Origin of the sequence: Pseudonocardia acidicola (assembly GCF_012911935.1) — a bacterium.
Lineage (GTDB): Bacteria > Actinomycetota > Actinomycetes > Mycobacteriales > Pseudonocardiaceae > Pseudonocardia > Pseudonocardia acidicola.
Map to the genome: position 1 here is coordinate 68,237 of NZ_JAAXLA010000021.1, position 26,239 is coordinate 94,475.

Annotated in this window: 22 protein-coding genes, 2 tRNA genes, 1 other RNA gene and 2 pseudogenes; 12 read left to right on the plus strand and 15 right to left on the minus strand. The window is 72.0% G+C overall.

Translation table 11 applies throughout. The features are described 5' to 3' along the window. The first annotated feature begins 27 nt into the window (after positions 1-27). Together HF526_RS13630 and HF526_RS13635 are read left to right on the plus strand one after the other, a co-directional pair. The gene (locus HF526_RS13630) at positions 28-258 is read left to right on the plus strand and encodes an antitoxin (protein ID WP_338051462.1); all 231 of its coding nucleotides are present in this window, start codon (positions 28-30) and stop codon (positions 256-258) included. A gap of 74 nt (positions 259-332) precedes the next feature. Beyond that, the gene (locus HF526_RS13635; protein ID WP_169381781.1) at positions 333-944 is read left to right on the plus strand and encodes a putative glycolipid-binding domain-containing protein; all 612 of its coding nucleotides are present in this window, start codon (positions 333-335) and stop codon (positions 942-944) included. A gap of 21 nt (positions 945-965) precedes the next feature. On the opposite strand, the gene HF526_RS13640 is transcribed toward HF526_RS13635, so the two are convergent. From HF526_RS13640 to HF526_RS13650, 3 genes are read right to left on the minus strand one after another with little or no spacing between them, the layout of a single operon-like run. After that, a complete protein-coding gene (locus HF526_RS13640; protein ID WP_169381782.1) occupies positions 966-1,916 on the minus strand; it encodes a prephenate dehydrogenase in 951 nt (316 codons plus the stop codon). A 23-nt stretch (positions 1,917-1,939) separates the two neighbouring features. Next, complete coding sequence (locus HF526_RS13645) at positions 1,940-3,298, minus strand: amidase (protein ID WP_338051463.1); 1,359 nt, start codon at positions 3,296-3,298, stop codon at positions 1,940-1,942. Positions 3,299-3,354: 56 nt separating this feature from the next. Further along, positions 3,355-4,569: a M20 metallopeptidase family protein gene (locus tag HF526_RS13650; RefSeq protein ID WP_169381783.1), complete on the minus strand. Its 1,215-nt coding sequence runs from the start codon at positions 4,567-4,569 to the stop codon at positions 3,355-3,357. A gap of 92 nt (positions 4,570-4,661) precedes the next feature. Between HF526_RS13650 and HF526_RS13655 the strand changes: the two genes are divergently transcribed. The 3 genes from HF526_RS13655 (at position 4,662) to HF526_RS13665 (ending at position 5,904) form a co-directional block, all read left to right on the plus strand. Next, on the plus strand, positions 4,662-5,180 hold the full coding sequence (locus tag HF526_RS13655; protein WP_169381784.1) for a tRNA adenosine deaminase-associated protein: 519 nt from the start codon (positions 4,662-4,664) through the stop codon (positions 5,178-5,180). Beyond that, positions 5,177-5,647 carry a nucleoside deaminase gene (locus HF526_RS13660; RefSeq protein WP_338051464.1) on the plus strand — a complete coding sequence of 157 codons (471 nt, stop codon included), beginning with the start codon at positions 5,177-5,179 and terminating at the stop codon, positions 5,645-5,647. Before HF526_RS13655 ends, HF526_RS13660 begins: the two co-directional genes overlap by 4 nt. 167 nt (positions 5,648-5,814) lie before the next feature. Next, positions 5,815-5,904 (plus strand) — tRNA-Ser (locus tag HF526_RS13665). A gap of 297 nt (positions 5,905-6,201) precedes the next feature. On the opposite strand, the gene HF526_RS13670 is transcribed toward HF526_RS13665, so the two are convergent. The 7 genes from HF526_RS13670 to phoU all read right to left on the minus strand — a co-directional run bounded on the left by HF526_RS13670 (position 6,202) and on the right by phoU (position 14,645). Further along, complete coding sequence (locus HF526_RS13670; RefSeq protein ID WP_239028651.1) at positions 6,202-6,657, minus strand: carbonic anhydrase; 456 nt, start codon at positions 6,655-6,657, stop codon at positions 6,202-6,204. Positions 6,658-7,385: 728 nt separating this feature from the next. Beyond that, positions 7,386-8,660: an epoxide hydrolase family protein gene (locus tag HF526_RS13675; RefSeq protein WP_169381785.1), complete on the minus strand. Its 1,275-nt coding sequence runs from the start codon at positions 8,658-8,660 to the stop codon at positions 7,386-7,388. A 411-nt stretch (positions 8,661-9,071) separates the two neighbouring features. After that, positions 9,072-9,860 carry a hypothetical protein gene (locus HF526_RS13680; protein WP_169381786.1) on the minus strand — a complete coding sequence of 263 codons (789 nt, stop codon included), beginning with the start codon at positions 9,858-9,860 and terminating at the stop codon, positions 9,072-9,074. Between the two features lie 839 nt (positions 9,861-10,699). Then, on the minus strand, positions 10,700-11,770 hold the full coding sequence (locus HF526_RS13685) for an AraC-like ligand-binding domain-containing protein (RefSeq protein WP_169381787.1): 1,071 nt from the start codon (positions 11,768-11,770) through the stop codon (positions 10,700-10,702). A gap of 188 nt (positions 11,771-11,958) precedes the next feature. Then, on the minus strand, positions 11,959-13,248 hold the full coding sequence (locus tag HF526_RS13690; protein WP_169381788.1) for a sigma-70 family RNA polymerase sigma factor: 1,290 nt from the start codon (positions 13,246-13,248) through the stop codon (positions 11,959-11,961). 55 nt (positions 13,249-13,303) lie between these two features. Further along, a complete protein-coding gene (locus HF526_RS13695; RefSeq protein ID WP_169381789.1) occupies positions 13,304-13,732 on the minus strand; it encodes a YciI family protein in 429 nt (142 codons plus the stop codon). A gap of 259 nt (positions 13,733-13,991) precedes the next feature. Further along, positions 13,992-14,645 (minus strand): phosphate signaling complex protein PhoU, encoded by a 654-nt coding sequence (gene phoU, locus HF526_RS13700; RefSeq protein WP_169381790.1) that lies wholly within the window; start codon positions 14,643-14,645, stop codon positions 13,992-13,994. A 301-nt stretch (positions 14,646-14,946) separates the two neighbouring features. Between phoU and HF526_RS13705 the strand changes: the two genes are divergently transcribed. Together HF526_RS13705 and HF526_RS13710 are read left to right on the plus strand one after the other, a co-directional pair. Further along, a complete protein-coding gene (locus HF526_RS13705; RefSeq protein WP_169381791.1) occupies positions 14,947-15,282 on the plus strand; it encodes a hypothetical protein in 336 nt (111 codons plus the stop codon). A 79-nt stretch (positions 15,283-15,361) separates the two neighbouring features. Continuing rightward, entirely contained in the window at positions 15,362-16,486 is a 1,125-nt protein-coding gene (locus HF526_RS13710) for a VanZ family protein (protein ID WP_169381792.1), read from the plus strand. Here the strand turns inward: HF526_RS13710 and HF526_RS13715 are convergent. Next, positions 16,470-16,783, minus strand: a pseudogene (locus tag HF526_RS13715) (DMT family transporter). The gene HF526_RS13710 and the pseudogene HF526_RS13715 sit on opposite strands and share 17 nt — an antisense overlap. Before the next feature lie 243 nt (positions 16,784-17,026). On the opposite strand from HF526_RS13715, the gene HF526_RS13720 reads away from it, so the two are divergent. After that, positions 17,027-18,718 (plus strand): sigma-54-dependent Fis family transcriptional regulator, encoded by a 1,692-nt coding sequence (locus tag HF526_RS13720; protein WP_169381793.1) that lies wholly within the window; start codon positions 17,027-17,029, stop codon positions 18,716-18,718. 23 nt (positions 18,719-18,741) lie between these two features. Here HF526_RS13720 and HF526_RS13725 read toward each other — a convergent pair whose 3' ends face one another. Continuing rightward, on the minus strand, positions 18,742-19,224 hold the full coding sequence (locus HF526_RS13725; RefSeq protein WP_169381794.1) for an OsmC family protein: 483 nt from the start codon (positions 19,222-19,224) through the stop codon (positions 18,742-18,744). A 330-nt stretch (positions 19,225-19,554) separates the two neighbouring features. Here HF526_RS13725 and HF526_RS13730 point away from each other — a divergent pair, with 330 nt between their 5' ends. Next, positions 19,555-20,097, plus strand: a complete 543-nt coding sequence (locus HF526_RS13730; protein WP_169381795.1) for a potassium channel family protein — start codon at positions 19,555-19,557, stop codon at positions 20,095-20,097. Positions 20,098-20,162: 65 nt separating this feature from the next. Here the strand turns inward: HF526_RS13730 and HF526_RS34605 are convergent, their stop codons facing one another. The 3 genes and pseudogenes from HF526_RS34605 to HF526_RS13740 form a co-directional block, all read right to left on the minus strand. After that, the gene (locus HF526_RS34605) at positions 20,163-20,300 is read right to left on the minus strand and encodes a hypothetical protein (protein ID WP_211177163.1); all 138 of its coding nucleotides are present in this window, start codon (positions 20,298-20,300) and stop codon (positions 20,163-20,165) included. A gap of 7 nt (positions 20,301-20,307) precedes the next feature. Continuing rightward, positions 20,308-21,136, minus strand: a pseudogene (locus HF526_RS35350) (formate/nitrite transporter family protein). Positions 21,137-21,227: 91 nt separating this feature from the next. Beyond that, positions 21,228-21,315: transfer RNA gene (locus tag HF526_RS13740), tRNA-Ser, on the minus strand. Between the two features lie 72 nt (positions 21,316-21,387). On the opposite strand from HF526_RS13740, the gene ffs reads away from it, so the two are divergent. From ffs to HF526_RS13755, 3 genes are all read left to right on the plus strand, one after another. Further along, an RNA gene (ffs, locus tag HF526_RS13745) (signal recognition particle sRNA small type) lies at positions 21,388-21,484 on the plus strand. Between the two features lie 59 nt (positions 21,485-21,543). Next, positions 21,544-23,751 (plus strand): DNA polymerase III subunit gamma and tau, encoded by a 2,208-nt coding sequence (locus HF526_RS13750; RefSeq protein ID WP_169381796.1) that lies wholly within the window; start codon positions 21,544-21,546, stop codon positions 23,749-23,751. A gap of 90 nt (positions 23,752-23,841) precedes the next feature. After that, on the plus strand, positions 23,842-26,205 hold the full coding sequence (locus tag HF526_RS13755) for an HAD-IC family P-type ATPase (protein ID WP_169381797.1): 2,364 nt from the start codon (positions 23,842-23,844) through the stop codon (positions 26,203-26,205). The last annotated feature ends 34 nt before the right edge of the window (positions 26,206-26,239 follow it).

Below are 26,239 nucleotides of genomic sequence, written 5' to 3' on the forward strand. Positions count from 1 at the left end.
GGCTAAGGGCAGGATGAGCGCGTTGGCGTGAAGCTCGAGAAGGGGGCACCGGTGGTCGATTTCAATGCGCTCAGAGGTAAAGCCGAGGAACTGCTGAACCAGCACGGCGACAAGGTCGAGACGGCGACCGACAAGGTCGGCGACCTGGTCAAGGGGAAGTTCGGCCACGACGAGCAGGTCGACCAGGTCGTCGGGAAGATCAAGGACCTGATTCCGGACGGCCCGGGCGGCGAGCAGCCGCCCGCAGCCGAGCGGTAGAACCTGAGTCCCGGATCCGGCGGCCGGCCCCCTCTGACCGAGGGGGCCTGTCCTCAGTGGCTACGGTGGTGTCGATGACGAGCATGCTGACCTGGCAGGCCGACGGCGAGGTGGGCCTGGAGGGGGCCCGGTTCCTGCCTGGGGCCGGGGGTTTCCGCGCGTTGAGCCGCATGGTCCGGTCCGGGGCCGGGGGCGAGTTCACCGCGTCCTACCGGCTGGTGGTGGGCGAGGACGGAACGGTGCAGCGGCTGTCGGTCACCGCCGCGACCGCGGAACGCGAGCGGCACCTGACGATCAACCGGACCGAGGACGGCCAGTGGTTGCTGGACACCGGTTCGGGCAGCGCCCAGCCGGAGTTCGGCTCCGCGGTGGACGTCGACCTCGAGTACAGCCCGCTGTTCAACACGCTGCCGATCAGGCGGCTGGGCCTGCACCGGGAGCCGGGGGACCACACGCTGTCGGTCGTGTTCGTGTCGCTGCCCGACCTGGAGGTCCGGCTCGTCGACCAGCGCTACCGGACGGTGTCCACGCTCACCGGCGGCGACGGCTCCGGCCAGGCCGTGGTCGAGTTCAGCTCCGGCGACGTCACCGCGGAGCTCGTGGTGGACCCCGACGGCGTGATCTGCCACTACCCGGGGCTCGCCCGCAGGGTGTCGCCCCAGGGCGCCACCCCGGCCGCCGGCTGACCACCGCCCGCAGCTGCGGGGTCAGTCCCGCCAGCCGACCACGACGTCGCCGCGGCGGCCGAGCTCGCGCAGCTCGGCCAGCGAGGCGGGCCCGTCCAGACGGACCCGCTCGGCGAGCGGCTCACGGGTCGCGGCCCAGCGCTGCCGGGCGGCGTAGCCGGCCTTGACGGTGGCGGCGAGTCCGCCGGTCGAGGCCAGTGCGCCGCGCATCGCCCCGAGCCGGCCGAGCGCGTCGTCCACGGCGGCGAGCAGCGCGTCGCGGTTGCCCTCGCACATCGCCAGCACCAGCTCCGGGCGGGTACCGGCGACCCGGGTGCCGTCGGCGAACGAGCTCGCGGCGAGCGCCAGCGGCAGATCGTCGTCCGGCGCGCCGGCACCCACGGCGGCCAGCACCGCGGCGAGCAGGTGCGGCAGGTGCGAGATCCGGGCGACGGCCAGGTCGTGCTCGTCGATCGCGGCCGGCACCACGTGTGCGCCGCAGTCCCAGGCCAGATCGGCGACGTCGGCCCAGACCTCCAGGTCCAGCCCGTCGTCGGCGGCGACCACCCAGGCCGCGCCGGTGAACAGGCCCGCCTGCCCGGCGGCCCAGCCCGACTCGGCGGTGCCGGCCATCGGGTGCCCGCCCACGTAGCGGGCCCGCGGGGCGTAGCGGGCCACCGCGTCGGCCACTGCGACCTTGACGCTCACCGCGTCGGTCAGCCGGCAGGTCGGGGCGACGGCGTCGACGCGGCGCAGCACGTCGGGCACCGCGGGCAGCGGCACGGCCAGCACGACCAGGGCGTCGGCCTCGACCGCCCGGCGCAGCGCGGCGTCGAGATCGGTGCCGACGGCGAACCCGTCGGCGCGGGCCTCGGCCGCGGTCGTCTCGGAGGCGCTCGTGCCCCACACGTCGCGGCCGGCCTTCTCCGCGGCGCGCAGCAGCGAGCCGCCGATCAGCCCGGTCCCGACGACGCACACAGCCCGCTCCGACATGGCCGTCAGGTTAGGCGCTGCGCTCACGAGCGCGTCAGCGCGGAGGCCACGCGCAGCACCCCGCGCTCTTCCAGGCGCACCCCGACGATCTGGACGCCGAGCGGCATCCCGCCGTCGGACACCGCGCCGGGCACCGACACCGCGGGCCAGCCGGTCAGGTTGAACGGCTGGGTCAGGGCCAGCAGTGACGACCAGACCGGGACCGCCTCACCGTCGATCTCGACCTTGCGCTCGCCGATCGGGGTGGCCCGCAGCCGGGTGGTCGCCAGCACCAGGACGTCCACCCCGGCCGCGTCGCAGCTCACCCGGAACGCGGCCGACAACCGGCGCCGGGCGCGCAGCGCGTCGACATAGGCGCGGGCGGGCTGGTCGGCGAGGGCCTCCAGGCGCTGCGCGGTGAACGGCTGGTAGTCGTCGTGGCGCTGGGCGAGCCGGTCCGCGTGCGTCGCGTAGGCCTCGGCGCCGACGATCTCGGAGTAGGTCGCCGCCAGCTCGTCGATCATCGGGGTACGTACCTCGACGACGTGCGCCCCGCCCTTCTGCAGGCGCTCGACCGCGGCCGCCACCCCGGCGTTGATCACCGGGTCGGCGGCCTGCCAGTACGGATCCGGCAGCACCCCGACCCGGACCCCGGACACTCCCGGCAGCTGGATCCCGCCGCCGGTGCCGTCGGCGCGGCTCAGCACGTCCCACGCCACGCCGGCCGAGTGCGGGTCGCCGGTGAGCAGTCCGACGTGGTCACAGGTTTCCGACAGCGGGAACACGCCCTCGGTGGACAGCCGCCCGAGCGTCGGCTTCAGCCCGATCACACCACACAGCGCGGCCGGGGTACGCACGCTCGCGCCGGTGTCGGTGCCCAGGGTGAGCGGCAGGTGCCCGGCGGCGACCGCGACGGCCGAGCCGGACGACGAGCCGCCGGTGATGCGCTCGGGGTCGTGCGGGTTGCGGGCCGGTCCGCTGGCCGACACGTCGCCGCTGGGGCCGTAGGCGAACTCGTGGGTGTGCAGCTTGCCGACGATCACGGCGCCGGCCTCGCGCAGCCGGGTCACCACCGGGCCCTCGGTGGTGGCGGGCGGGGCGTCGGCGAGCACGTTCGAGCCGGCCCGGGTGGGCAGCCCGATCACGTCGAACAGGTCTTTCACCCCGACCGCGACGCCGTGCAGCGGGCCGCGCCAGGTGCCGGCGGCCAGTTCCTCGGTGAGCGCGGCGGCCTGCCGCAGCGCGCCCTCCTCGTCGAGGGTGACCACGGCGTTGTGGTCGTCGGCGCGCAGCCGGTCGAGCACGTCGCGGACGTGCTCGATGGGGGAGAGCTCGCCGGAACGGATGGCAAGTGACAGATCGCGCAGCGACGGCGCTGCCGGCAGCGGGGAGGACGAGGTCACACCACCACCCTGCCTGGCCGCGCCGCGGCCCGTGCACTCCGGGGTCGCCGGCACGGTCAGCGCAGCGCGTCGAGCGCCAGCCCGGCGTACATCGCGACCCCGCCGACCATCGCGGACTCGTCGAACAGCACCCGGTTGGAGTGGTTCGGTGCGGCCGACTCCGGGTTCACCCCCGGCGGGCAGGCGCCGAGGAACGCCAGCGCGCCCGGGACCTGCCGCAGCACGTAGGAGAAGTCCTCCGCGCCCATGATCGGGTTGGGCATGGTGGCCACCCGGCGGCGGCCGAGCACCCGCGCGCCCAGCTCACCGACGCGCCCGGCGGCGTCGTGGTCGTTCACCGTGACCGGGTAGCCGGGCTCGATCTGCACGTCGGCGACGCAGTCGTAGGCCAGCGCGGTGTGCCGGCAGACGCGGTGGATCTCGTCGTGCACCAGCGCCCGGACCGGCTCCGCCATCGTGCGCAGCGTCCCCTCCAGGAACGCCGTCTCCGGGATGATGTTGTTCGTGGTGCCCGCGGTGATGTGCGCGATCGTGAGCACCGCGGGTTGGTGGGCGTCCACCCGGCGGCTCAGCATCGTCTGCAGGGCCCCGACCATCGCCGCCGCGGCCGGCACCGGGTCCCGCGCGTCGTGCGGCGCGGAGGCGTGCCCGCCCCGGCCGGTGACCATCACCCGCAGCACGTCGGCCGCCGCCATGATCGGACCGGGCCGGGTGTGCAGTTCGCCGACGGGCAGCGTCGCGCTGATGTGCAGCGCGTAGGCCGCCTCCGGGGTGCCGGCCGGACCGGCCTTGGCGAGCAGCCCCTCGTCGATCATGTACCGGGCGCCGTGGTGGCCCTCCTCGCCGGGCTGGAACATCAGCAGCACCCGGCCGGACAGCTGCTCGCGGCGCCGGGCCAGCAGCCGGGCCGCCGACGCGAGCATCGCGACGTGCGTGTCGTGCCCGCACGCGTGCATCGCGCCGTCGATCTCGGAGCGGAATGCCAGCGGGGTCTCCTCGTGCAACGGCAGCGCGTCCATGTCGCCCCGCAGCAGCACGGTCGGCCCCGGGCGGGCGCCCTCGAGCACCGCGACCACCGAGCTGACGGTGCGCCCCAGGTGGATCTGCAGCGGCAGGTCGGCCAGTTCGGCGAGCACGGCGTCGCGGGTGCGGGGCAGGTCGAGACCGAGCTCGGGATGGCGGTGCAGGGCCCGGCGGAGCGCCACGGTGCGGGGCTGCAGCGCCCGGGCTTGATCGCCGAGGCCGGCAAGCTGGGAATCGGCCGTGGGCATACGGCTGATCCTGGCATTCCGGTGGTGTGACAGCGGTACCAACTTCTGCTTGTGGCTTGGACCACAGTCCGTGATGGGCTTACCGTAGTCTCATGGCGGTGCAGAGCGTCCAGGCGCCCGCGGACGTGCGGGAACAGGCCCTGCCCGGGTATGCGGTCGCTGCGATCCGGGAGGAGGGTCGCTGGCGGTGTACGCGACTGGATCCCGACGCCCTGGTCGACCTCGATGCGGCCATCACCGAGCTGCGGTCGCTGCGGTCGACGGGGGCCGTGCTGGGTCTGCTCGACGTGGACGACGAGTTCTTCGTGCTGCTCAGGCCCACCCCCGGCGGGGTGTCGCTGATGGTGTCCGACGCGGTCGCGGCGCTGGACTACGACGTCGCCGCCGACGTACTCGACCTGCTGCGGGTGGAGCTGCCGCCCGACGACGACGCCCTCGACGAGCCGTGGCCGGAGGGTGATCTGAACATCCTCGCCGACCTCGGGCTACCCGCCGACGAGCTCGAGGTGCTCGCCGGCGAGATCGAGCTGTACCCCGATGAGCAGCTCGCGGCCATCGGCCGTCGCTGCGGGTTCGCCGAAGCCCTCGCCGAGGTCGTCGACGCCCGGTGACGGCAGGTCTGCCCGGCCCCGACCAGGGGCTCGTCCGGCGTGCCATGTCCGTGGCGGTCGGTGCGCTGAGCAGCGGTGACGTGCCGATCGGGGCCGTCGTCGTCGACCCGGCCGGGCGTGAGCTGGCTGCAGCGTGCAACGCCCGGGAGGCGCTGGGCGACCCGACCGCGCACGCCGAGGTGCTCGCCCTGCGCGCGGCCGCGGCCGTCGTGGGGGAGTGGCGGTTGGAGGGCTGCACCCTGGCCGTGACCGTGGAGCCGTGCACGATGTGTGCCGGCGCGATCGGGCTGGCCCGGGTGTCGCGGGTCGTCTTCGGCGCGTGGGAGCCGCGCACCGGTGCCGTCGGGTCGCTGTGGGACGTGTTGCGTGACCGCAGGCTCAACCACCGCCCGGAGGTGGTCGGCGGGGTGCTGGAGGCCGAGTGCGCGCAGCTGCTGGAGTCGTTCTTCGCCGGCCACCGGAGCTGACGGCACGACCGACCGGGCGGGGTAGGTCCCACTCGACCGGATCGCTGATCTCGACCGGGTCGGCCTGGTCGACATCGGGGTCCGCGCCTGGCGCGCCTGACCTGCTGATACGTCGAGATCATGGTCCCCCTCGGGGACGCGGCAGGGCGTTCGCTATCCTCGACGGCGGTAGCGTGTCCGAGCGGCCGAAGGAGCACGCCTCGAAAGCGTGTGAGGGTTCACGCCCTCCGTGGGTTCAAATCCCACCGCTACCGCCACTGAACAGGTAGAACGCCGGGAAGGTCCGAGAGGGCCGACCCGGCGTTCGTCGTCTGGTTGCAGTTCGGGTGGCATTCGGCTCGCTACGCGGCCGTCGGCGGTCCCTCTCCGCCGGCTTCGTCCGCCGGTGCGGGCGAGCCGTGACTCCGAGCAGGAGCAGCACGGTGGCTGCGGTGTGCCGGGCATCGTGGAGTCGGCGCCGCGGGACCCTGCCCTGTCGAGCAGTCGTTTCCATCCCGTGTAGTCGGTCCGCGGATTGAGCGGCCGGCCGGACCGGCCGCGGGCGCCGCGCGGTGTCATGCTTCCACTCGCGCAGGCGGGACGACGACGTCGATGAGCCCGGTGGCCACGTCGTACACGAGCCCTGAGACGAAGACTCCGGCCCGAAGCTTCTGCTTGAGGATTTCGACGTCGACGCGGACGGCGGTGACCGGGTCGGTGACCGCCTTGGCGTCCAGGTCTCCGGCCGGAACTTCGAAGTAATCGGCCAACAGCTCGGGGAACGCGGCCAGGTCCGTGATCCCGCAGTCGGTGTGGTGCAGGACCGCATAGTGGTTGTCGCCCGGGCCAGGGCCGCCCGTGCGAGCCCGCACGACCTTCGAGAGCATCCCCAGCGTCCGGAGTGTCGCGGGCGTGACCCGCCCTCCGACGTTGCGGATCACCGCTGCCTCGCCGAGCTTGAGCCCGAGCACGTCGGACGGGTCGACACGAGGGTCGACGCATCCGATGACCGTCAGACTGCCACTGGGCATGAGCCTGAGGTTGGCGAATGATCCGCCGTCGGCGAACCCGGCGTTCCGCTCGGCTAGCTCGTCCGTGTCGATCACTGTGACGGTAGCCCCTTCTTGCCCTGAGCCCAGACCCCCGATGACGCCGACGGCGACCTCCAGTTGCCGCCAATCCTGGACCGCCGCTGCCTCCCATGCCATAGCACGGCAGCGGAAAACCCGGCGGCAACCCAACGGGTCGCGGTACCAGCGGCGGGTGACCACGCCGGCGTGACCGGTGGGAGGCCGGCTCGTCCGCGTGGTTACTACCCGCAGTGGCCGGACAAGTTGGCTAACCACGCGGGACCGGCCCAGCAGGTCGTGGTGAACCACCGGCCGCGCGGCGCGCTGCTGTCGTTGCACGCGGTGCGGGTCCGTCTCGACAGCGTTGGGTGAGCCTGTTGTGCCGCGGAGTCCGTCGGCATGAAGCTCTGACGGTTGTGTGCGATGAAGTCTTCCAGGCCGACCGGCGGATGTCCGGTCAACCGGACGGTGTCATCGGTAATACAATGGGTGTTGTGCCCATGCAGGGTCACACTTTGCGCGGGCTGGTGGGCAGCAACCGTCGAATCGGATCGGCCTGCGGCCACGGCATTCGTGATGAGTTCGTCGCGCCATTGTTCCGGTATGAGGGCCTGGTGACGCACCGGCCGACCAGTGACCCTGGCGCGATCCTGGCGATAGTATCGTGACCGTTGTTGGTGCGGCGGTGATCACCGCAGTGATCTGAACGCGGCCCGAACCTCGGTCGTGAAGAGCTCCGGCTCCTGCCAGGCCGCAAAGTGGTTGCCCTGGTCGACTTCGTTGAAGTAGATAAGGTTCGAGTAGGCCTGCTCGGCCCAGCTCCGCGGCGCTTGGTAGAGCTCTCGGGGAAAGACGCTCACTGCAGCCGGGATGGAGACACCCTTGACGTCGAAGAAGCCGAGCTTGTTCTCCCAGTAGAGACGACCCGAGGAAATCCCTGTGTTGGTTGCCCACGTGAGTGTGATGTTGTCGAGGACCTCGTCCCGTGTGAGGTTGCCTACGGCGTCGCCTTCGACGGCTCGTGCGATGTCCTCGTAGCTGAGCGCGTCGTGGTCGAGCATCCAGGAGGCGAGCGCGACGGGCGAATCAGCAAGGCCGTACAGCGTCTGCGGGCGCAACGCCATTTCGGTTGAGTATCCGATGCCCTTCGAAAAAAAGTAGCTCAGCTGCTCCCACGCGCGGCTCTCCTCGGCTGACAGGCCGGCCGGTGCCGGGTCGCCGGATACGAGAGCCTTTGAAACGTCAGGTGGGACCGTGCCGGGCATGTTGGAGTGGATGCCGAGCAACTCCGGAGGTGCCTGCGTACCCATCAGATCCGTAATCAGCGCACCCCAGTCGCCGCCCTGGGCGATGTAGCGGGTGTATCCGAGGCGCTTCATCAGCTCCGCCCAGGCTTGGGCGATGTGCTCGGGGCTCCAGCCGGTAGTGGTCGGCTTGCCTGAGAACCCGTAGCCCGGTATCGACGGAACCACCACATCGAACGCGTCCCCCGCGTCGCCGCCGTGTGCCGTCGGGTCGGTGAGCGGGCCGACGACGTTGAGCATCTCGATGACCGAGCCGGGCCATCCGTGCGTGATGATGAGGGGCAACGCGTTCTCGTGAGGCGACTCGACGTGGATGAAATGGATGTCGAGGCCGTCGATTTCGGTCATGAACTGCGGTAGGGCGTTCAGCCTCGCCTCGAACCTCCGGAAGTCGTAGTCTCTGGCCCAGTATCGCGCGAGTTCCTGAATCGTCGCGAGCTGCACGCCCTGCGAGGCATCTGCGACGGTCTCGCTTTCGGGCCAGCGCGTCGCCGCGATGCGCCGGCGCAGATCGACCAGTTCATCTTCCGGAACATCGACACGGAAGGGGCGGATTTCAGTTTCGCTGGACATGGGAACCTGTTCCTTTCCGTGGATTGATTGATCTGGTGAGCTGCAGTTCGGGCGGGTGCAGCCCGCCGGGAAGATCCGCGCGGCCATGACGGCTCCCACCCCGACTTCGAGCCCTTGCCCCGCCGCACCAAAGCCGTGTAGCAATCGCGGGAGGCCGAAATCGGGCACCTCCAGACCAGTCGCCGGATCCCGCGGACTGGGTGCAGCGTCCTCGCGGTGCCATCTGCCGACCTCACCCAAGGGGGATGAGCGGCGTCGCTCACTCCCGCGTACCACCCCGCCGCTCATCAGCGGCAAGCCCTCGGAAGATCCGCAGGACAGGCCCTGGTCCGGCTTCCTCTGATGAGCGGCCTGCGGGCCGCCGCACCAGCGCCGCCACCGTGGCCCCAGCCAGCCACGACGAGCGAACATCGTTGCGACGCTCGACTCGTCGAGCGGTGGCGGCGACGTTGCTCGTGACGCCCGATAATGCCCGGCTACGTCACGACGGGACGGCACCTACGTGCCCGTCGAGCCCCCCGCGTCGCGCTCTGCCTCGTACTCGGCCTTGTGGAATTTCGCAGGGTGAACGACCCGTCCGGTGTCGCTGCGGTGCTCGATGGGCGAACCACACCACAGGCACTCACCTGAGTCGTCATAGCGCAGCTGGTCCAGCAGCTCGGCGTCGCGGTCGTGCCGCTGTGGGCGGCGGATGTGCAGCGAGCGCTGTGTGCTGCGCGCGGGCGATTGCGGTGGTGGCGCCGTCGCGCTTGGGCCCGTGGGTTGCGGCGGTTGCTGCTGGGGAGGAACTGAGTGGCTCGGCGGGGTGGACGGCGCCGGCGCGGCGGTGCCGTCGATCGCCATGCGGATGGCTTCCTCAACTTCGAGGGCATGCCAGTCGCGTGGGTGGACCGCGTGTCCGTTCTCGGCGCGGTGGGACCCGGGCTGGCCGCACCACATGCAGCCGCCGATCGCGTCCACAGCAGCCCTGGACTCGATGTCTGCGCGGAGCTGTGCGGCGCGGGCCTCAGCGGCCTGCTTAGCGGCGGCTGCTCGCTTTTCCGCCTGCGCTGCGTTGACCTTCAAGACGATCACACCCACCACGCCGGCCACGATGACGGCAACCAGCACGCCGCCCAGCACCGGCGACGCCTCGAAGGCCTGACCGATGAATCCGACCACCATCAGCACGCCGATGAGACTCAGGCAGCCGAGACATCCGCTGTTCCGCGGCTGTCCGTGCTGGGTCTGGGTGTTGACTTGGTTGACGTTGACGTTGACGTTGATCGGTCCGTGCTGATCGGCCATGAGGGCGGTCCTGGGGTTTGGGGCGGCAGCGAGTGTCGCTGTGTGATCGCGCGGGTTTAGATCCGCGTTACCGAACACTTGCGTGGCCTTTTTCGACGCGTGCGCGAACGTGACGCCCCTCCAGCGCAGCGGCCCACTCGACCGTTGGCAGTAGTCATGAAAATCGATGAAGGGATGCCCGATGTCCGCTGGCCACCCGCGACGCGTCGACGCACTCGCATGCGCGGGCTGCCGTGCCCCGCTGCAGTGCCAGGAGGACCAGCCATCCGTCGCGCCCACGCGCCGCTGTAGATGAGCACGGTGCGAAGGAACCGCGCCGGCCCGCGGTTGTGAGCGGTTGGACGGACGACCTCGAATCACAACGGACCGTGAGCACTGACTGATGCCCGACGACGTCGCACGCCCGACGGCTCACAATCCCTTTGGAGACAGGCCGGGCGGCGGGAGCACGCTCGCGCCCTGCTCCCGGCCCACACTGAGCGTGAAGAACAACAACACATTCTTCCCGCAGACCGAGGAGCTCGGCCCGGACGAGATGCGGATCAGCTTCGTCGGGTCGTGCCCCTTCCCCCCCGACGCTCGAGCAGGCTGCGACGTGCATTCACGCCGCCCGGGTTGCAGCGCGACCTGGTGCGCAGGTTCCCCGCAGACCTGGCGGGCAGGGAAGTGCCCACCGGTGTCATGTTCACGGTCCCCGAGGAGGACGAGTGACCGAGGGCGTGGCGTGGTGGGGACGGTGACGATCTGCTCCGGACGCCGGTCCGCTTGTCGTCGCCGCCGGACGCACAGCCGCCCGGGTCGCGCCGAATGGGGCGCGGCGCCGCGGCCGGCGATATCGATCACGCGTGCTTGTGCGCGACCGCTGCGGGGGCGACCACCTCACGCCGGCCGCGTCCAGCCTCGCCCCGGCGCCTCGTGCACGGGGTCGTGGGCCCGCGCAGCGTCTCGGAGGGGGTCTGGCCGAACTTGCCGCGGTAGGCCGCAGCGAATCGTCCGAGATAGCAGAAGTCCCACCGGCCGGCGACCTGGGACACGCTGACCGAGTTCGGGGCCGCGGCCCGGAGATCGTCGTGGACCCGGTTCAGGCGGACGTCGCGCAGGTAGCGCATCGGCGGCACCCCGACCGACCGCTGGAAGCCCTCCTGCAGACAGCGCGCGCTGACCATGACCTGGCGGGCCAGCTTGGGCGTGGTCCAGGGCTGCTCGGGACGGCTCTCCAGGAGTTCGATGGCTTGTCGCACCACCTGCGGGGCAGCGGGGCGGCGGGGGCCGGTCAGCGCCTCGGTGTAGTTGTGCGGTTGGGCCAGCAGTAGGCCGTCGACCAGGAGTCGTTCGAGATTTCCGGCCGCCAGGGGATGGTCCAGCAGGCTGGGCCGGGCCCGTGACTGTCGCTCGATGAGCCACAGCATGTCCAACCAGGCCTGGCCGTGGCCGGTCGTGAGGTCCATGCCCGGCGCGAACTCGATCGGCCTCGCCACGGGCCGGTCGAGCATGGCCTCCAGCTCCCGCTGCAGTACGTGGCGGGGGAACATCAGGCAGAACTGGGCGCAGTCGCCACGCCAGTCGATGTCGGCCGGCAGGTCGGGCATGAACACGGCTGCCCGCCCGGGGATGGCCTGTACCCGCTCCATCCGGCCGGTGCGGGAATCGGCTCCACCGCACAGCGGGGCGTTGACGTGGTAGTTCTCGGCTTCGGCGGTGTCGATGTGGACACCGCAGCCGAACCGGACGTAACTGACGGTCACCTCGCCGACGCACCGCGCGTTGAGCACCAGGCCCAAGGATTTCGCCGCGGCGCTGCGCTGCAGGCGCATCTGCAGTGGCAGGAACACCGATTCCATCGCCGCGTGCGCTTCATCGAACTCCGATGTCCGCGCCACCCGGTGCTGCCCGAACGGCTCTTCACCCACGTCGTCTCTCTCGGAACTGGCTCGATGGGACAGGACCATGTCGACCGCAGGGTGTCAACGGCGAGAATGCCCGGCCTCGGCCCGGCGGGACGAATCCGAATTGATCGAGCAGGTCTGATGGGTCGTCTCTTCGGCCCGGCAGGTCGAATATTCCTTCCGCGACGGAGGATCTCCCCGGGGCCGGTGATCTACAGCGGCCTGCCGGGCTGTCCGGTGCCGGTGCGTACGCACGCGGCGGCGCGCTCGACGAGCAGCGTGCGCTCGCGTGCGTTGCGGGTGAGCGATGCCGCGCGTTCGAACTCCTCGTGTGCCTCGTCGAACCGGCCGAGCTTGGCCAGCAGGTCGCCGCGCACGCTCGGCAGCAAGTGGTAGTCCTTGAGCGACGGTTCCGGGGTCAGCTCGTCGACGAGCCCGAGGCCCACGGCCGGTCCGAACGCCATCGCCAGGGCGACCGCGCGGTTGAGTTCCACGACGGGAGACGGGGTGAGCCGGGCGAGCGCAGCGTAGAGCGCCGCGATGCGCGTCCAGTCCGTCTCCTCCGCGGTGCGCGCCCGGCCGTGACAGGCGGCGATCGCGGCCTGCAACGTGTAGGGGCCGCGTGTCCGGTCGAGTGCTTCGGCGCGTTCCAGAGCCGCCAGGCCGCGCCGGATGAGCAGGTGGTCCCAGCGGCCGCGGTCCTGGTCGAGCAGCAGCACGGGCTCTCCCGACGAATCGACCCGCGCCCGCATCCGGGATGCCTGGATCTCCATCAGCGCGACGAGGCCGTGCACCTCCGGTTCCTGCGGAACCAGTTCGGCCAGGACGCGGCCCAGGCGCAGCGCCTCCTCGCACAGCGCGGGCCGCATCCAGTCGTCCCCGGCGGTCGCCGAATAGCCCTCGTTGAACACGAGGTAGAGGACCTCCAGCACCGACGACAGCCGGGCGGCCCGCTCCTCGGGGGCGGGGACCTCGAAGGGGATCTGCGCCTTGGCGAGGGTCCGCTTGGCCCGGACGATCCGCTGGGCGACAGTCGACTCCGGGACGAGGAACGCCCGCGCGATCTCCTCGGTCGTCAGCCCGCCGAGCAGCCGCAGGGTGAGCGCGACCCGCGCCTCGGTCGACAGGACCGGGTGGCAGGCGATGAACACCAGACGCAGCAGGTCGTCCTCGATGTCGCCGGCGAGGGCCTCGGCGTCCGCCCCGGCCCCCTCCGGCTCGGTCTCGAGTTCGCGCCCGAGCGCGGAGAGTTTGCGCTCGAACCGTTCCTTCCGGCGCAGGACGTCGATGGCGCGACGTTTCGCAATGGTCATGAGCCAGGCGCCCGGATTGCGCGGGACGCCTGACTCCGGCCACTGCTCGAGCGCGGCGACGAGAGCGTCCTGGGCCAGTTCCTCGGCGAGCCCGACGTCGTGGACGAACCGCGCCAGCCCGGCGATGAGCCGCGCCGACTCGATCCGCCAGACCGCCTCGATCGCCCGATGTGCGTCGGTATGGGTCACGACGCCCCATCAGAGCAGCCCCTTGCGCACCGCGGCAAGACCGCGGCGGGGACGGTTACCGCTGCTGCGCGGCCGACTGCGCGCGCAGGCGCTGCTCGGCCTCACGGAGCTCGGGAGTGAGCGCGGGGCCGAAGTCGTCGGGCTCGAACACCGGGCGGATCTCGATCTCGGCCTCCGCGCCGGGGTCGCTGGGGCAGCGCTTGACCCACTCGATCGCCTCGTCCATCGACGCGACCTGCCACAGCCAGAACCCGGCGACCAGCTCCTTCGTCTCGGTGAAGGGGCCGTCGATCACCGTCTGCTTCCCGCCCGAGAACCTGACGCGCGCACCCTTCGCGCTCGGGTGCAGCCCCTCGCCCGCGAGAAGCACGCCGGCCTTCACCAGCTCCTCGTTGTACTTTCCCATCTCGGTGAGCAGCTCCTCGCTGGGCAGTGCGCCGGCCTCGGAGTCGTTGCTGGCCTTGACCAGGATCATGACGCGCATCGGGGTGTCCCTTCCGGTGTTCGAGGGCCGGGCTTTCGGGCGGTTCCGAACGGTTGAACCCGGCCGCTACCTACGCGTCGAACAGGGGACAGCCGGATCGACACGTCGGCGGAAAATCTTCCGGGAGCTGTCGTCGGCCGCTCGGTACCGGCGAATCCGGCCTGGCTCGGGCAGGAAATCGAACATCAGTTCGACTTGTCCACACGGCTGATCCACAGCTGTGGACAGCGGGAACGGCCGAGCCGCTCAGCCGCCGAGCTCAGGGCGAGCCGTGGACCTGCTCTCCGGTGACGATGAAGTCGATCCTGCGCATGACGGAGACGGCCTGATCGGAGAACCGCTCGTAGAACCGGGCGAGCAGCGCCACGTCCACCGCGGTGCGCACGTCGTAGTCGCAATCGTGCGAGGTCAACGCGGCCAGCAGTTCGCGCTCCAACTCGTCGGTGCGGTCATCGGCGCGGTCCATGGCCTCCGATCGGGGCGTCGTCGGATTGAGGACGACGCGCCCCAGCTCGCGAGCCGCCTGCGCCCCCAGTCGGCCCATCTCGGCGAACCGGTAGAGGAGCTCCTCGGGGACCACCGGCCGTGGATGGCGGCGACGGGCGACGTCCGCGACGTGCCGCGCGAGGTCTCCCATCCGCTCCACCTTGTCGGCGGCGTAGATCGTGCTGACCACCACGCGCAGATCCCGGGCGACCGGGGCCTGCAGGGCCAGGACCTGGAAGGCGTGGGCCTCACATTCGGCGCGGCGCGCATCGATCTCCACGTCGTCGGAGATCACCTGCTCGGCCAGCGACAGATCGACTTCGATCAATGAGTGGGTCGCGCGTTCCAGGGCCTGCGCGACGAGCTCGCACATCTCGGCCACTTCGCCGCCGAGCCGATCGAGTTCCATGTGAAAGGGCTCACGCATGACTGGGACGGTACGGCTCCGTTCTCAACGGTGCATTCCACGGCTGCTTTCGCCCCGTGGCGGTTCGGACGGCTGGGCGATCAGGCGCCGATCGAACGCCCGGGCAGGACGTGGGGCCCGAGGGCCAGCAGCGCCGACGACCCGGCGGGCGGTGTGCGCCGTGCATTCCTCCACGATCAGTCACCCAGATCGTCGCATCACTCGTTCGAGTGGCAAAACGCCTGCTCGGGAGGGTGCGGCGCAGGCTCCGGACCAGGCGCCCGCCCGCGGCGGGTCGATCTCGGCCGTGCATCCTGTGTGCATGTTCTACATCGGCCCCGGAGCCGACGAGGCCACCGACGAGCACGAGGGGTACGTGGCGGGGCGCCGCCCGGACGGCTCGCTCACCGGCATCTGGACCGACGTCCGGACCGCCGGCGTGGCTGTCATCGCTTACGTCCCGGCCTGCGAGTGCGGCTGGAGCGGTGACGACCAGCCCGTCACCCCGGCGGGCCACGATGCGGCGCAGCGGCGCTGGCTCACCGACCACTTCCGCGTGGTCGCGGCGGAGCTGCCCGGGCTGGCGGGCGCCGGCGTCGCCGAGCGTGACTTCCTCTGGACCGGGGTCCCGGCTGCCGTGCGCGGCGGCCCGGCGTAACGACCGCCACCCCCGCCGTCACACGATCTCCGGGTGACAGTGCCCCCCACGAAGATCATCTGCGGCTGACAATGCGCGGGTGAGCGACCGCCTGATGCCCGCCATGATCGCCGTGCTGCTCGGCGGGCTGCTCGCGATCGCGCTGCTGGTCCCTTACGTCGCGGTGAGCTTCCGGCGACGTGGCCAGCTCGGCATCGGCCACGTGCTGCTCGCCGTGGGCGCGCTGGTCTACGGCCTCGCCCTCGTCGCGTACGTCCTGCTTCCGCTGCCGGACGTGGACGCCGACTTCTGCACGCGGTTCGCCCGCCTCGTCGAGCCGCAGCTGCATCCGTTCCAGTTCGTGCAGGACATCCGCGACCAGCAGCACGGCTCCGGACTGCCGGAGCTGGTTGCGAACCCGGCGCTGCAGCAAGTGGTCCTCAACGTCGCGCTGTTCGTGCCGCTCGGCGCGTTCGTGCGCTACCTGGCCGGCGGGTCCGTGCTGCTGACGACGGCGATCGGTGCTGCGGTCTCGCTGCTGATCGAGCTCACCCAGCTCAGCGGCATCTGGTGGATCTTCCCCTGCCCGTATCGGCTCTTCGACGTCGACGACCTGACGGCCAACACCACGGGCGCGCTGCTCGGTGCGCTGGCCGGCCCGTTGCTGCGGCTGGTGCCCGGCCAGCGGGTGTCGGGACCGCCGGACGCGCCGCGCCCGGTCACCACCGGACGGCGGCTGCTCGGCATGGTGTGCGACCTGCTGGCGGTACAGCTCACCGGCGCGCTCCTGAACGGCGCGCTCGACGTGGTGCTGCTGCTCATCGGTATCCCGTCCGCCGGACCGGGGCGGCCCGGCTGGCTCGGCCCGGTCGACGGCGCGCTGAGCTGGTGGGTGCCTGGGGTGTTGCTGTTGTTCGTGCTCCCGCAGTTCGGGGGCGGAGCCACGGTCGGGCAGCGAGCCGTCCTGTTGCGGCCCGTCGGGCTCGATGAGTGCGACCCGTCCCGGGGGCGCCGGCTGGTCAGGGCCCTGGTCGGATCGGGTGGGTTCGTCGTCCTGGCCGGCCTGGGCGGCATCGCCGGGCTGCTGGCGACCCTGCTCGTGCCGGTCACCGTGGTCGCGGCCTGGCACACCGAGGGCCACCGGGGCCTGTCCGGCGTTGCGGCCGGTGTCGGGGTGGTCGACGCCCGGTCACGGGCCACCGCCGGGATCACTGCAGGACCTTGAGCCCGATCACGGCCGCCACGATCGCGACCAGGCACAGCAACCGACCGGTCGTCGCCGGTTCGCCGAGGGCCACCATGCCGTAGACGGCGGTGCCCACCGCGCCGATGCCGACCCAGACCGCAGAGGCGGTACCGACCGGCAACGAGCGCAGCGCGACCGCCGGCCCGGCCATGCTCGCGACCAGCCCGACGCCGAACACGATGGTCGGAACCGGCCGGAGAACCCCTGCGACCGGGCCAGCGAAGCCGCCCACACGGTCTCGAGGACCCCCGAGACGAGGAGAACAAACCACGCCATGGCGCACCCTCCGGGTCGCGTCGTCTTGTCGGTCCACCGGCAGGCGAGCGATGTGCGGTGTGGGCGGCGAGCTGGGACCGTCCGATTTCCGTACACCCGAGGCACCGGGTTCCGCCCGACACTGCAGGCCGGTGCAGCCCACGCACCGCCACCCGCCCGGATCTTCCGCAGGCTGTGGGGTGCGCAACCGGGGCCGGTCGTGCGAGCGTCGGAGGACGCACTGCACCGGGTCGAGGAGACAAGATGAGCGCCGGAACCGCATGGGAGCAGTTCCACGCCGGTGAGGAACCGCGCGACGTCCGGGGCGACGTGCTGACGTCCTGGCGTCGCTCGCGGATCAGTGGGGTGGACCCGGAGTACGTCGAGCCCCCGTACCTCGAGACCGACGTCGGCACCCACTTCGTGCGGGTCGCCGTACCGATCCTCACCGGCATGGCCGAGCTGCTCACGGGCGGCGAGACGTGCCTCGCGCTCGCCGACGCCCGAGGCAGTGTCGTGTGGCGGTGGGTGTCCGAACCGGCGTTGCGTGCCGACCTCGACGAGCTGTCGGTCGACACGGGCTACTGCTTCGACGAGGAGTTCGTCGGGACCAACGGGCTCGGCACGGCCCTGGAGACCGGCGCCATCGCGGTCATCCGCGGATCCGAGCACTTCGTCCATCGGTTCCACGACGTGACCTGCGTGGCCGCCCCGGTCCGGCATCCGATCACCCAGCGCACCGTCGGCGCCGTCAACGTGACGTGCCGGGCCGCGGACACGAACCCGCTGCTGTCGGTGGTGGTGCTGAAGCTGGTCGACGAGATCCGGGCAGGCCTGCTGGCCGCCGCGAGCATCCGGGAGCGCCGGCTGCTCGCCGGCTTCCTGGCCGCGCAGCGGCGGGCCGCGGGCCCGGTGCTCACGGTGGGGGAGGACGTCCTCATCGCGAACCGGGCGGCGGCCGATCTTGACCTCGACCACCGGGAGCTGTGGGACGAGCTGCGCACGGCCCGGATCACCGGGGAGGACGCCGTGATCGCGCTGCCTGCGGAGCTGTCCGGGCGGGTGCGGCTGCTGCGCGACGGCCCGACCACGACCGGGGCGGTCGTGACGATCACCGGACCGGTGCCGCAGACCCCGAGACGGCGGCGCGGTGCGGCGCCTCCCCAGGGACCCGCCGGCACCTGGGAGCGGTTGCTCTCCGAGGCCGCGGACCTGGTCGCCGACGGCCCACTGACCGTCCGCGGCGAGCCGGGCACCGGCAAGGCGACGCTGCTGGCCGCGGTGATCGGCGAGCGGTACGGCGCCGAACCGGTGATGCTGGACGCCGCGACCTGCCCGGTCGAGGGCCTGCCGTCATGGGCGGCCCGGCTCGGCGAGCAGCTCGGCGGGACCCCGGTCCCGCTCGTGCTGCGCCACGTCGAGCTGCTGTCCGAAGAGGCGGCGCGCGCGGTGGCCGCGCTGCTGGCGGGCCGGGCGCACGCCCCGCTCGGGGTCACGCTGACCGTGTCCGACGCCGGCGCCGCGGAGGCGCCGGCCCGGCTGCTCGACCGGCTCGGCGGAGCCACGATCACGATCCCGCCGCTGCGCCGCCGGGCGGCGGACGTGCTCACGCTGGCCCGGCGCGAGCTGCGCGGGCACGGGGAGCGGCTGTCGTTCTCCCTGGAGGCACAGGCCGCGCTGCGCCGCTACGACTGGCCGGGCAACGCCCGCGAGCTGGGCCGGGTGGTCCGGGAGGCGGCCCGGCACGCCCGCGGCGGGGTCGTCGGGTTGGAGGCGCTGCCGGCCGAGATCCGGGCGGCAGCGGGCCGTCGCGTGCTGACGCCGCTGGAACGGGCGGAGTCGTCGGTGATCGCCGCGGTGCTGCAGGAATGCGGCGGCAACAAGTCGGCGGCGGCGAAGGAGCTCGGGATCTCCCGGACCGCGCTCTACGCGAAGATCCGCAGCTACCGGCTCTGAGGCCGCTCGACGGCACGGCGTGCTCAGGTGTGGGCGGGCAGCGCGGCCCGGCTCCAGTCGTTGACGAACTCCAGTCCGCTGCGCTTGAACAGCTGCGACACCGGGCAGCGTCGCTCGGTCTCGGCGACGAGCGTCGCGAACTGCTCCTCATCGGCGTCGGTCTCCACGGTCGCGCGCACCTCGACCCGGTGGAAGTTGGCATTGCCCTCCGCGCCGGCCACCAGCACCGCGGTGTCCAGGTCGCCCTGGACCTCGAAGGTCCACCGGCCGAGCTGGATGCCGAGGTCCTTCGCGACCAGGCTCGCGGTCACCTGGTTGCACGAGGTCAGCGCCCCGAGGGCGTAGAACAGCGGGCTGGGCGCGGAGTCGGCGCCACCGAAGGCCGGATAGGCGTCGGCGTGGAACACATGGCCGGCGTCGCCGGCCGCGGTGAGCTTCTGGGCGACACCGGTTCCCTCGCCGTGCAGGACGAACGGGACGACGGATGCCTTGGGCCGGACAGCCACGATCGAGACCTCTCGTAGAAGACGTGCGGAACTGACCCCGCGCCGGGCGGCAACGGGGATGGACGAGGAGAGCGGCGACGCCCACAAGGGCGGCGGACAGACCGCAGACGGCCCTGCGCCGGAGCGTGATCTACAGACGGATCAGCGACATGCGTGAGCCGTGACGCGCTGCAGATCCACGTGACGCCGACGCGTCAGGGAGCAGGTGCGGCTCATGGAGATCATCCTCGGCAGCCGCGAGGCGTCGTGTCAAGCAGAGGCGACGTATGCCTCACGGCGCCGCGACGCGCATGTATCCCGGAGGCCGCCGGAGGAGAAGCATCTGCGCTCATGACGAAGCGTCGATCGCACGTGCTGCAGATCCTGCGCCACGTCCTCATCCTGGCCAGTGCGTTGCTCTTCTACTACTCCGTCCCGATCGGCCTCAGCGGACAGCACCGGATCCTGCAGATCGCGCTGTTCGCCGTCGGGGTGGCCGTGCTGATCTGGTTGGTAGCCCTGCAGGTGAGGAGGCAACTGGTCGCCGGGTCGGACCCCGGGGTCCGGGTGCAGAGCCTGCTGACCCTGCTCTACCCGGTGGTGGTGCTGTTCGGGCTCGCCTACTACGGCATCGAGAGCGCCTATCCCGCCCAGTTCGACGGCCTGGTGACCCGCACCGACTCGCTCTACTTCACGATCGTCACGCTGGGCACGGTCGGCTACGGCGACGTCCACGCCGCTGGCCAGTTGGCCCGGTGCGTGACGATCGTCCAAGTCGTGTTCGACCTGGTCGTCATCGGCGCGTTGATCGCCGTCGCCACCTCCCGCTTCCAGGTGGTGGTAGCAGCCCGCCAGGCGGGTTCGGGAGGCGAGCCCTCCCAGCCTTCGTCCTGATCGACGTGGACCCGGCGGCCGGCTCGGACCGTGACCGGCTCGACGCGTCCTGACCGCGGAGCAGGTCAGACGCGCTCGCGCACGAGTTGTCGTTCCCGGTCGTCGCGGAGGTACAGGTACCAGAGGAACGACGCCACGAACACGACCGCGCCGACGAGGTTGCCCAGGAACGCGAAGATCCAGTTCCGCAGGATGTCCAGCAAGCCCAGATCAGGGACTCCGGCGAACACGGCAGCGGGTAGGAAGAACATGTTGGCGAGGGATGTGGTCGAAGCCCATCGCGACGAACCCGGTGATCGGGAAGAAGATCGCGAGGATCTTCCCGGCGACGTCCCGCGCGGCGAGCGCCGCCCACACGGCCAGGCAGACCAGCCAGTTGCAGCCGATCCCGCGCAGGAAGATCTCCCACCAGGTCTCGTGCAGCCCTTGGCCTCGCCGATGCCTGCGAGGCGCTGGTAGACCAAGGTGGCGGGCGCGGCCCGTCGCACCGCCCGCGTGAGCGACCACCCCGCTCTGGACGGCGAGGAAGTACGCGACGAACAGCGCACCGATCACATTGCGCCAGCAGCATGTTCCCGGTGGCCGGGTCAACGCTCGCGACGATGACCAGGATCAGGCCGGGGGTGAACGCCGCTCCCGTGAAGAACGTCGGGAGAGTGCCCCAGATCTGCCGGGTCAGCCCGGCCGAGACGCTGATGCTGAGGAGCCCGCCGAAGGCGATGTAGGCCCCGGCGAGAAACGGTCCGACCTGAGTCTCGTCCCACCGCTGGCGTGCCTTCGTCGTCCCGGCCTCGACGGCGGCCTGCGCGATCTCGGACGGCTGCTGGGCCGTCACGTGCACTCCTCCTGCAACTGTGGGCCGACGCTTCCGACCGGCGATCGCTCGCGCCGCGGTGGACCGAACGGAATCAGGAGTGACCTGCGCACAGCCGCTCGAACCACGCCGTGCAGGTGCTCGCGCGCCTCGTACCTGCCTGGGCGGCCCGCGGGCACGGTGAACACGGTGCGCTCGTTCCCAGGCGGCGGTCGCCGTGCTCATGCCGGGCCGCGCAGTGGGCGCGTGCCACCAGACGACAGCAGAACGCCGGGCGGGCCCGTACGGGCCTGCCCGGCGTTCTCGCTGGTCACGGTGGCGGAGGATGGGGGATTCGAACCCCCGAGGGATTGCTCCCAACACGCTTTCCAAGCGTGCGCCCTAGGCCACTAGGCGAATCCTCCGCGGACGAGCATAACGGCAGCCGTTCCGGTGCCCTCGGGGGGACCGCCCACAGGGGGTGTGGCTACACTCGGCGTCGGACCCCGCGCGGCGTCCATCCTGTGAACTCCCCCAGGGCCGGAAGGCAGCAAGGGTCAACGGGCTCTGGCGGGTGCGCGGGGTCCCCTTATTTTCTCCGGCTTCGCGTCCCGGGCGGCGCGCTGTCGGGGCGGGTCGGTAGCCTCGCGGCCGTGGCGCTGGCTCTGTACCGGAAGTACCGTCCGGCGAAGTTCGCCGACGTCGTCGGGCAGGAACACGTCACCGAGCCCCTTGGGGTGGCCCTGTCCGCGGGCCGGATCAACCACGCGTACCTGTTCTCCGGGCCCCGGGGCTGTGGGAAGACCTCCTCGGCGCGGATCCTGGCCCGCTCGCTGAACTGCGAGCTCGGCCCCACGCCCGATCCGTGCGGTGTGTGTCCCTCGTGTGTGGGGCTGGCCCCGGAGGGGCCCGGCTCGATCGACGTGGTGGAGCTCGACGCGGCCTCGCACGGCGGCGTCGACGACGCCCGCGAGCTCCGGGACCGGGCGTTCTACGCGCCCGCCGAGTCGCGTTACCGGGTGTTCATCGTCGACGAGGCGCACATGGTCACGACGCAGGGCTTCAACGCTCTGCTGAAGATCGTCGAGGAGCCGCCGGACCACCTGGTCTTCGTCTTCGCCACCACCGAGCCCGACAAGGTGCTGCCGACCATCCGCTCGCGCACGCACCACTACCCGTTCCGGCTCATCCCGCCGGGCACCCTGCGCAAGCTGCTGGAACGCATCTGCGAGGACGAGGGTGCCGTGGTCGCCCCCGCGGTGTACCCGCTGGTCATCCGGGCAGGGGGTGGTTCCGCTCGCGACACCCTGTCCGTCCTCGACCAGCTGCTCGCCGGGGCGGGGCCGGAGGGCGTGACCTACGAGCGGGCCGTGGCGCTGCTCGGGGTCACCGACGCCGCGATCATCGACGACGTGGTCGACGCGCTCGCCGCGGGCGACCGGGCCGCGGTCTACGAGGCGATCGACCGGCTCGTCGAGGCCGGGCACGACCCGCGCCGGTTCGCGGCCGACCTGCTGCAGCGGCTGCGCGATCTGACGCTGTTGCACGCGGTGCCGGAGGCGGCTGCGCGTGGGTTGGTCGACACCGCCGACGACGAGGTGGCCCGGATGACCGAGCAGGCCGCGAAGCTCGGCCCGGCCACGCTGACCCGCTACGGCGAGATCCTGCACAGCGGGCTGACGGAGATGCGCGGTGCGACCGCGCCCCGGCTGCTGCTGGAGCTGCTGTGCGCCCGGATGCTGCTGCCGGCGGCCACGACGAGCGACGCCGGGCTGCTCGAGCGGCTGGAACGGATGGAGCGGCGGATCTCGATCGCGCCGGAGCCCGGAACGGCGCGCGAGGCCGGGGGCGCCGCTCCCTCCGCCGACGAGGCCCCGCCCGCGGGGCGGCGCACGTTCGTCCGGCCGGCCGCGCGCGCCGCCGCTGCCACGGCGGAACCCCCCGCCGCAGCTGCGGTGACCCCACCCGCCGACCGCACGCCGGCAGCGCCCGATGAGGCCGCCGGGAGTGTTCCGGCCGAGCGCCGGCCGGACGGTGCGCAGCGGGATGCGGCGGACCGATCCGCGGCACCGGGTGCACCTGCCGCCGCCGGCGATCCCGCGGAACCGCCCGCCGGGCCGCAGAACTCCGGGCAGCGCCCGGCCGCACCGGAGACCGACCGGCCCGTGACTGCGCCGCCGCGGGCCCCGGAGCGCGGTTCAGCTGAACCGCCCGCCCGGCCCCGTCCCGCTGAGCCGGAGCCGGTCCGGCCCGAGCCCGAGGCGTCCGCGGAGCGGGGCGAGCCCGTGGCCGTGCCGCCCGCCGCCCTCGACGCCGCCGCGGTCCGCCGGGTCTGGCCGGAGATCCTCGCCGCCGCCAAGCAGCGCAAGATGCGCACGCACGCGCTGCTCGTCACGGCGACGGTCCGGGCGGTGGCCGACGACACCCTCGTGCTCGGCACCGGGACCGCGGCTCTGGCCCGGCTGCTGTCCGAGCAGAGCAACCTCGAGGTGATCGCCGATTCGCTGCATGCTGTCCTGGGGGTGCAGTGGCGGGTGCGCTGTGAACACGGCGACGCCCCGGCCCAGCCCGCGGCCGCCCGCGGCCGCCCGCAGTCGGCGCCGCAGCAGCCGGCGCCGCGTCGCTCGAACCGCCCGGAGACCTCACGCCCGGAGCCGCGCCGGCGTTCCGCCCCCGACGACGGCATCCCGCTCCCGCCCGAGCCGCCCGCCGACGAGCCGCCGCCCGACGACGAGGAGTCGATGATGGCGGAGGCCGCCGCCGACGCCCGGGGCGAACCGGTCGCCCGCCGGGATCCGGAGGAGGCGGCGATCGAGCTGCTCAGCTCGGAGCTGGGCGCGCGGACCATCGACCAGCGCTGACAGCCGGGCGCGGTCGCTCCGGAGGTACACCCTCGGCGGCGGTGCCCGCCCCAGGGTCGCGGGTGCCGCCTTTGCGTAGGCTCGGGTGACATGTCGACCGCCCAGGGGCCGCTCGCTGAACCGCGTACGGAACCGGACGTCCGGACCGGCCTGACCGCCGACCAGGTCGCCGAACGCAAGGCCGCCGGCCTCACCAACGACGTTCCGACCCGGGCCGGTCGCACCGTCGGCGAGATCGTCCGCACCAACGTGTTCACCCGCTTCAATGCGATTGTCGGCGTGCTGTTCGCGATCATCCTGGTGATCGGCCCGATCCAGGACGGGCTGTTCGGCTTCGTCATCCTGATCAACACCGGCATCGGGATCGTCCAGGAGTTGCGGGCCAAGCGCACCCTGGAGCGGCTCGCGATCATCGGGGAGGCGCGGCCACGGGTGCGCCGGGACGGTGCCGTCGCCGAGCTCTCGCCGAGCGCGGTGGTGCTCGACGACGTGATCGAGCTGGGACCCGGTGACAAGATCGTCGTCGACGGGGTGGTGCTGGCCGCCGAGGGCCTCGAGGTCGACGAGTCACTGCTCACGGGTGAGTCCGATCCCGTGCACAAGCAGGTCGGCGACCCGGTGCTGTCCGGCAGTTTCGTGGCCGCCGGCAGCGGCGCGCAGCAGGCCACCAAGGTCGGCCGGCAGGCCTACGCGGCCCAGCTGGCCGAGGAGGCCAGCCGGTTCACCCTGGTCGACTCCGAACTGCGGTCCGGGATCAACAAGATCCTCAAGATCATCACGTACCTGCTGGTCCCGGCGGCCGCATTGATCATCTACAGCCAGTTCCGGACCGTCGGTGCCGATCTGCACGACGCGCTGCGCGGGATGGTGGCGGCGCTGGTGCCGATGGTGCCCGAGGGGCTCGTGCTGCTGACCAGCATCGCGTTCGCGGTCGGTGTGGTCCGGCTCGGCAAGCGCCGGTGCCTGGTCCAGGAACTGCCCGCGATGGAGGGCCTGGCCCGCGTCGACACCGTGTGCGCGGACAAGACCGGGACACTCACCGAGAACGGCATGCGGCTGGCCCGGATCGTCACCGTCGACGGACTCGACGAGCAGTCCGTTCGCGCAGCGCTGGGGGCGCTCGGGGTCGCCGACCCACGGCCCAACGCGAGTCTTGTCGCCGTTGCCGAGTGGTGCCCGTCGCCGGGCTGGGCGCCCACCGCGACCGCGCCCTTCTCCTCCGCCCGCAAGTGGAGCGGGGCGAGCTTCGACGGCCACGGCGACTGGGTGCTCGGCGCGCCCGACGTGCTGCTCGCCGAGGGCCGCCCGGAGCGGGCCGAGGCCGAGCGGATCGGCGCCGAAGGGCTGCGGGTGCTGCTGCTGGGCCGCAGCGACCGGCCCGTCGACGACGCCGACGCGCCGGGCACAGTGACACCCGCCGCGCTGGTCGTGCTGGAGCAGAAGGTCCGGCCCGAGGCGGCCGGCACGCTGCGCTACTTCGCCGAGCAGGACGTCGAGGTCAAGGTCATCTCCGGGGACAACGCGGTCTCGGTCGGCGCGGTCGCAGCGTCGCTGGACCTGCCCCACGCGCGGACCCCGGTCGACGCCCGCGAACTGCCCACCGAGCCCGCCGCGCTCGCCGACGAGGTGGAGCGCGCGACCGTGTTCGGCCGGGTCACCCCGGCGCAGAAGCGCGACATGGTCGGCGCACTGCAGTCCCGCGGGCGCAGCGTCGCGATGACCGGTGACGGCGTCAACGACGTGCTCGCGCTCAAGGACGCCGACATCGGGGTGGCGATGGGTTCGGGCAGCCCGGCCACCCGCGCGGTCGCCCAGATCGTGCTGCTGGACAACTCCTTCGCCACCCTCCCGTACGTCGTCGCCGAGGGTCGGCGGGTGATCGGCAACATCGAGCGGGTCGCGAACCTGTTCCTCACCAAGACCGTCTATTCGGTGCTGCTGGCCATCGTCATCGGCGCGGTCGGGGTGCCGTTCCCGTTCCTGCCCCGCCACCTCACGCTGATCGGCGCGCTGACCATCGGCATCCCGGCGTTCTTCCTGGCACTGGCGCCGAACACCGAGCGGGCGCGGACGGGCTTCGTGCGCCGGGTGCTGCGGTTGGCCACGCCGTCCGGGGTGATCGCCGGGGCGGGCACCGTCGTGACCTACCTGCTCGTGCTCGGCGACGCGTCGGCGACGCCGGTCCAGCAGAGCACTGCGGCGGTCGTGACGCTGTACCTGATCGCGCTCTGGGTGCTGGTCGCGGTCGCCCGGCCGTTCGTGTGGTGGAAGGCGGTCCTGGTGGCGGCCTCCGCGGCCGCGTTCGCGCACGCGCTGTTCTCGCCGTTCGTCCTCGGTGCGCGGTTCTGGGAGCTCGACCCTGGCCACCTCCCGACGATGCTGACCGCGCTCACCGTGGCCGTGGTCGGGGCGTTCCTCGTCGAAGTGGGGCGCTTCGCGCTCGTGCGCGGATAACGCTGTTCCGGCGACTATTTCCGCGCACGAGCGC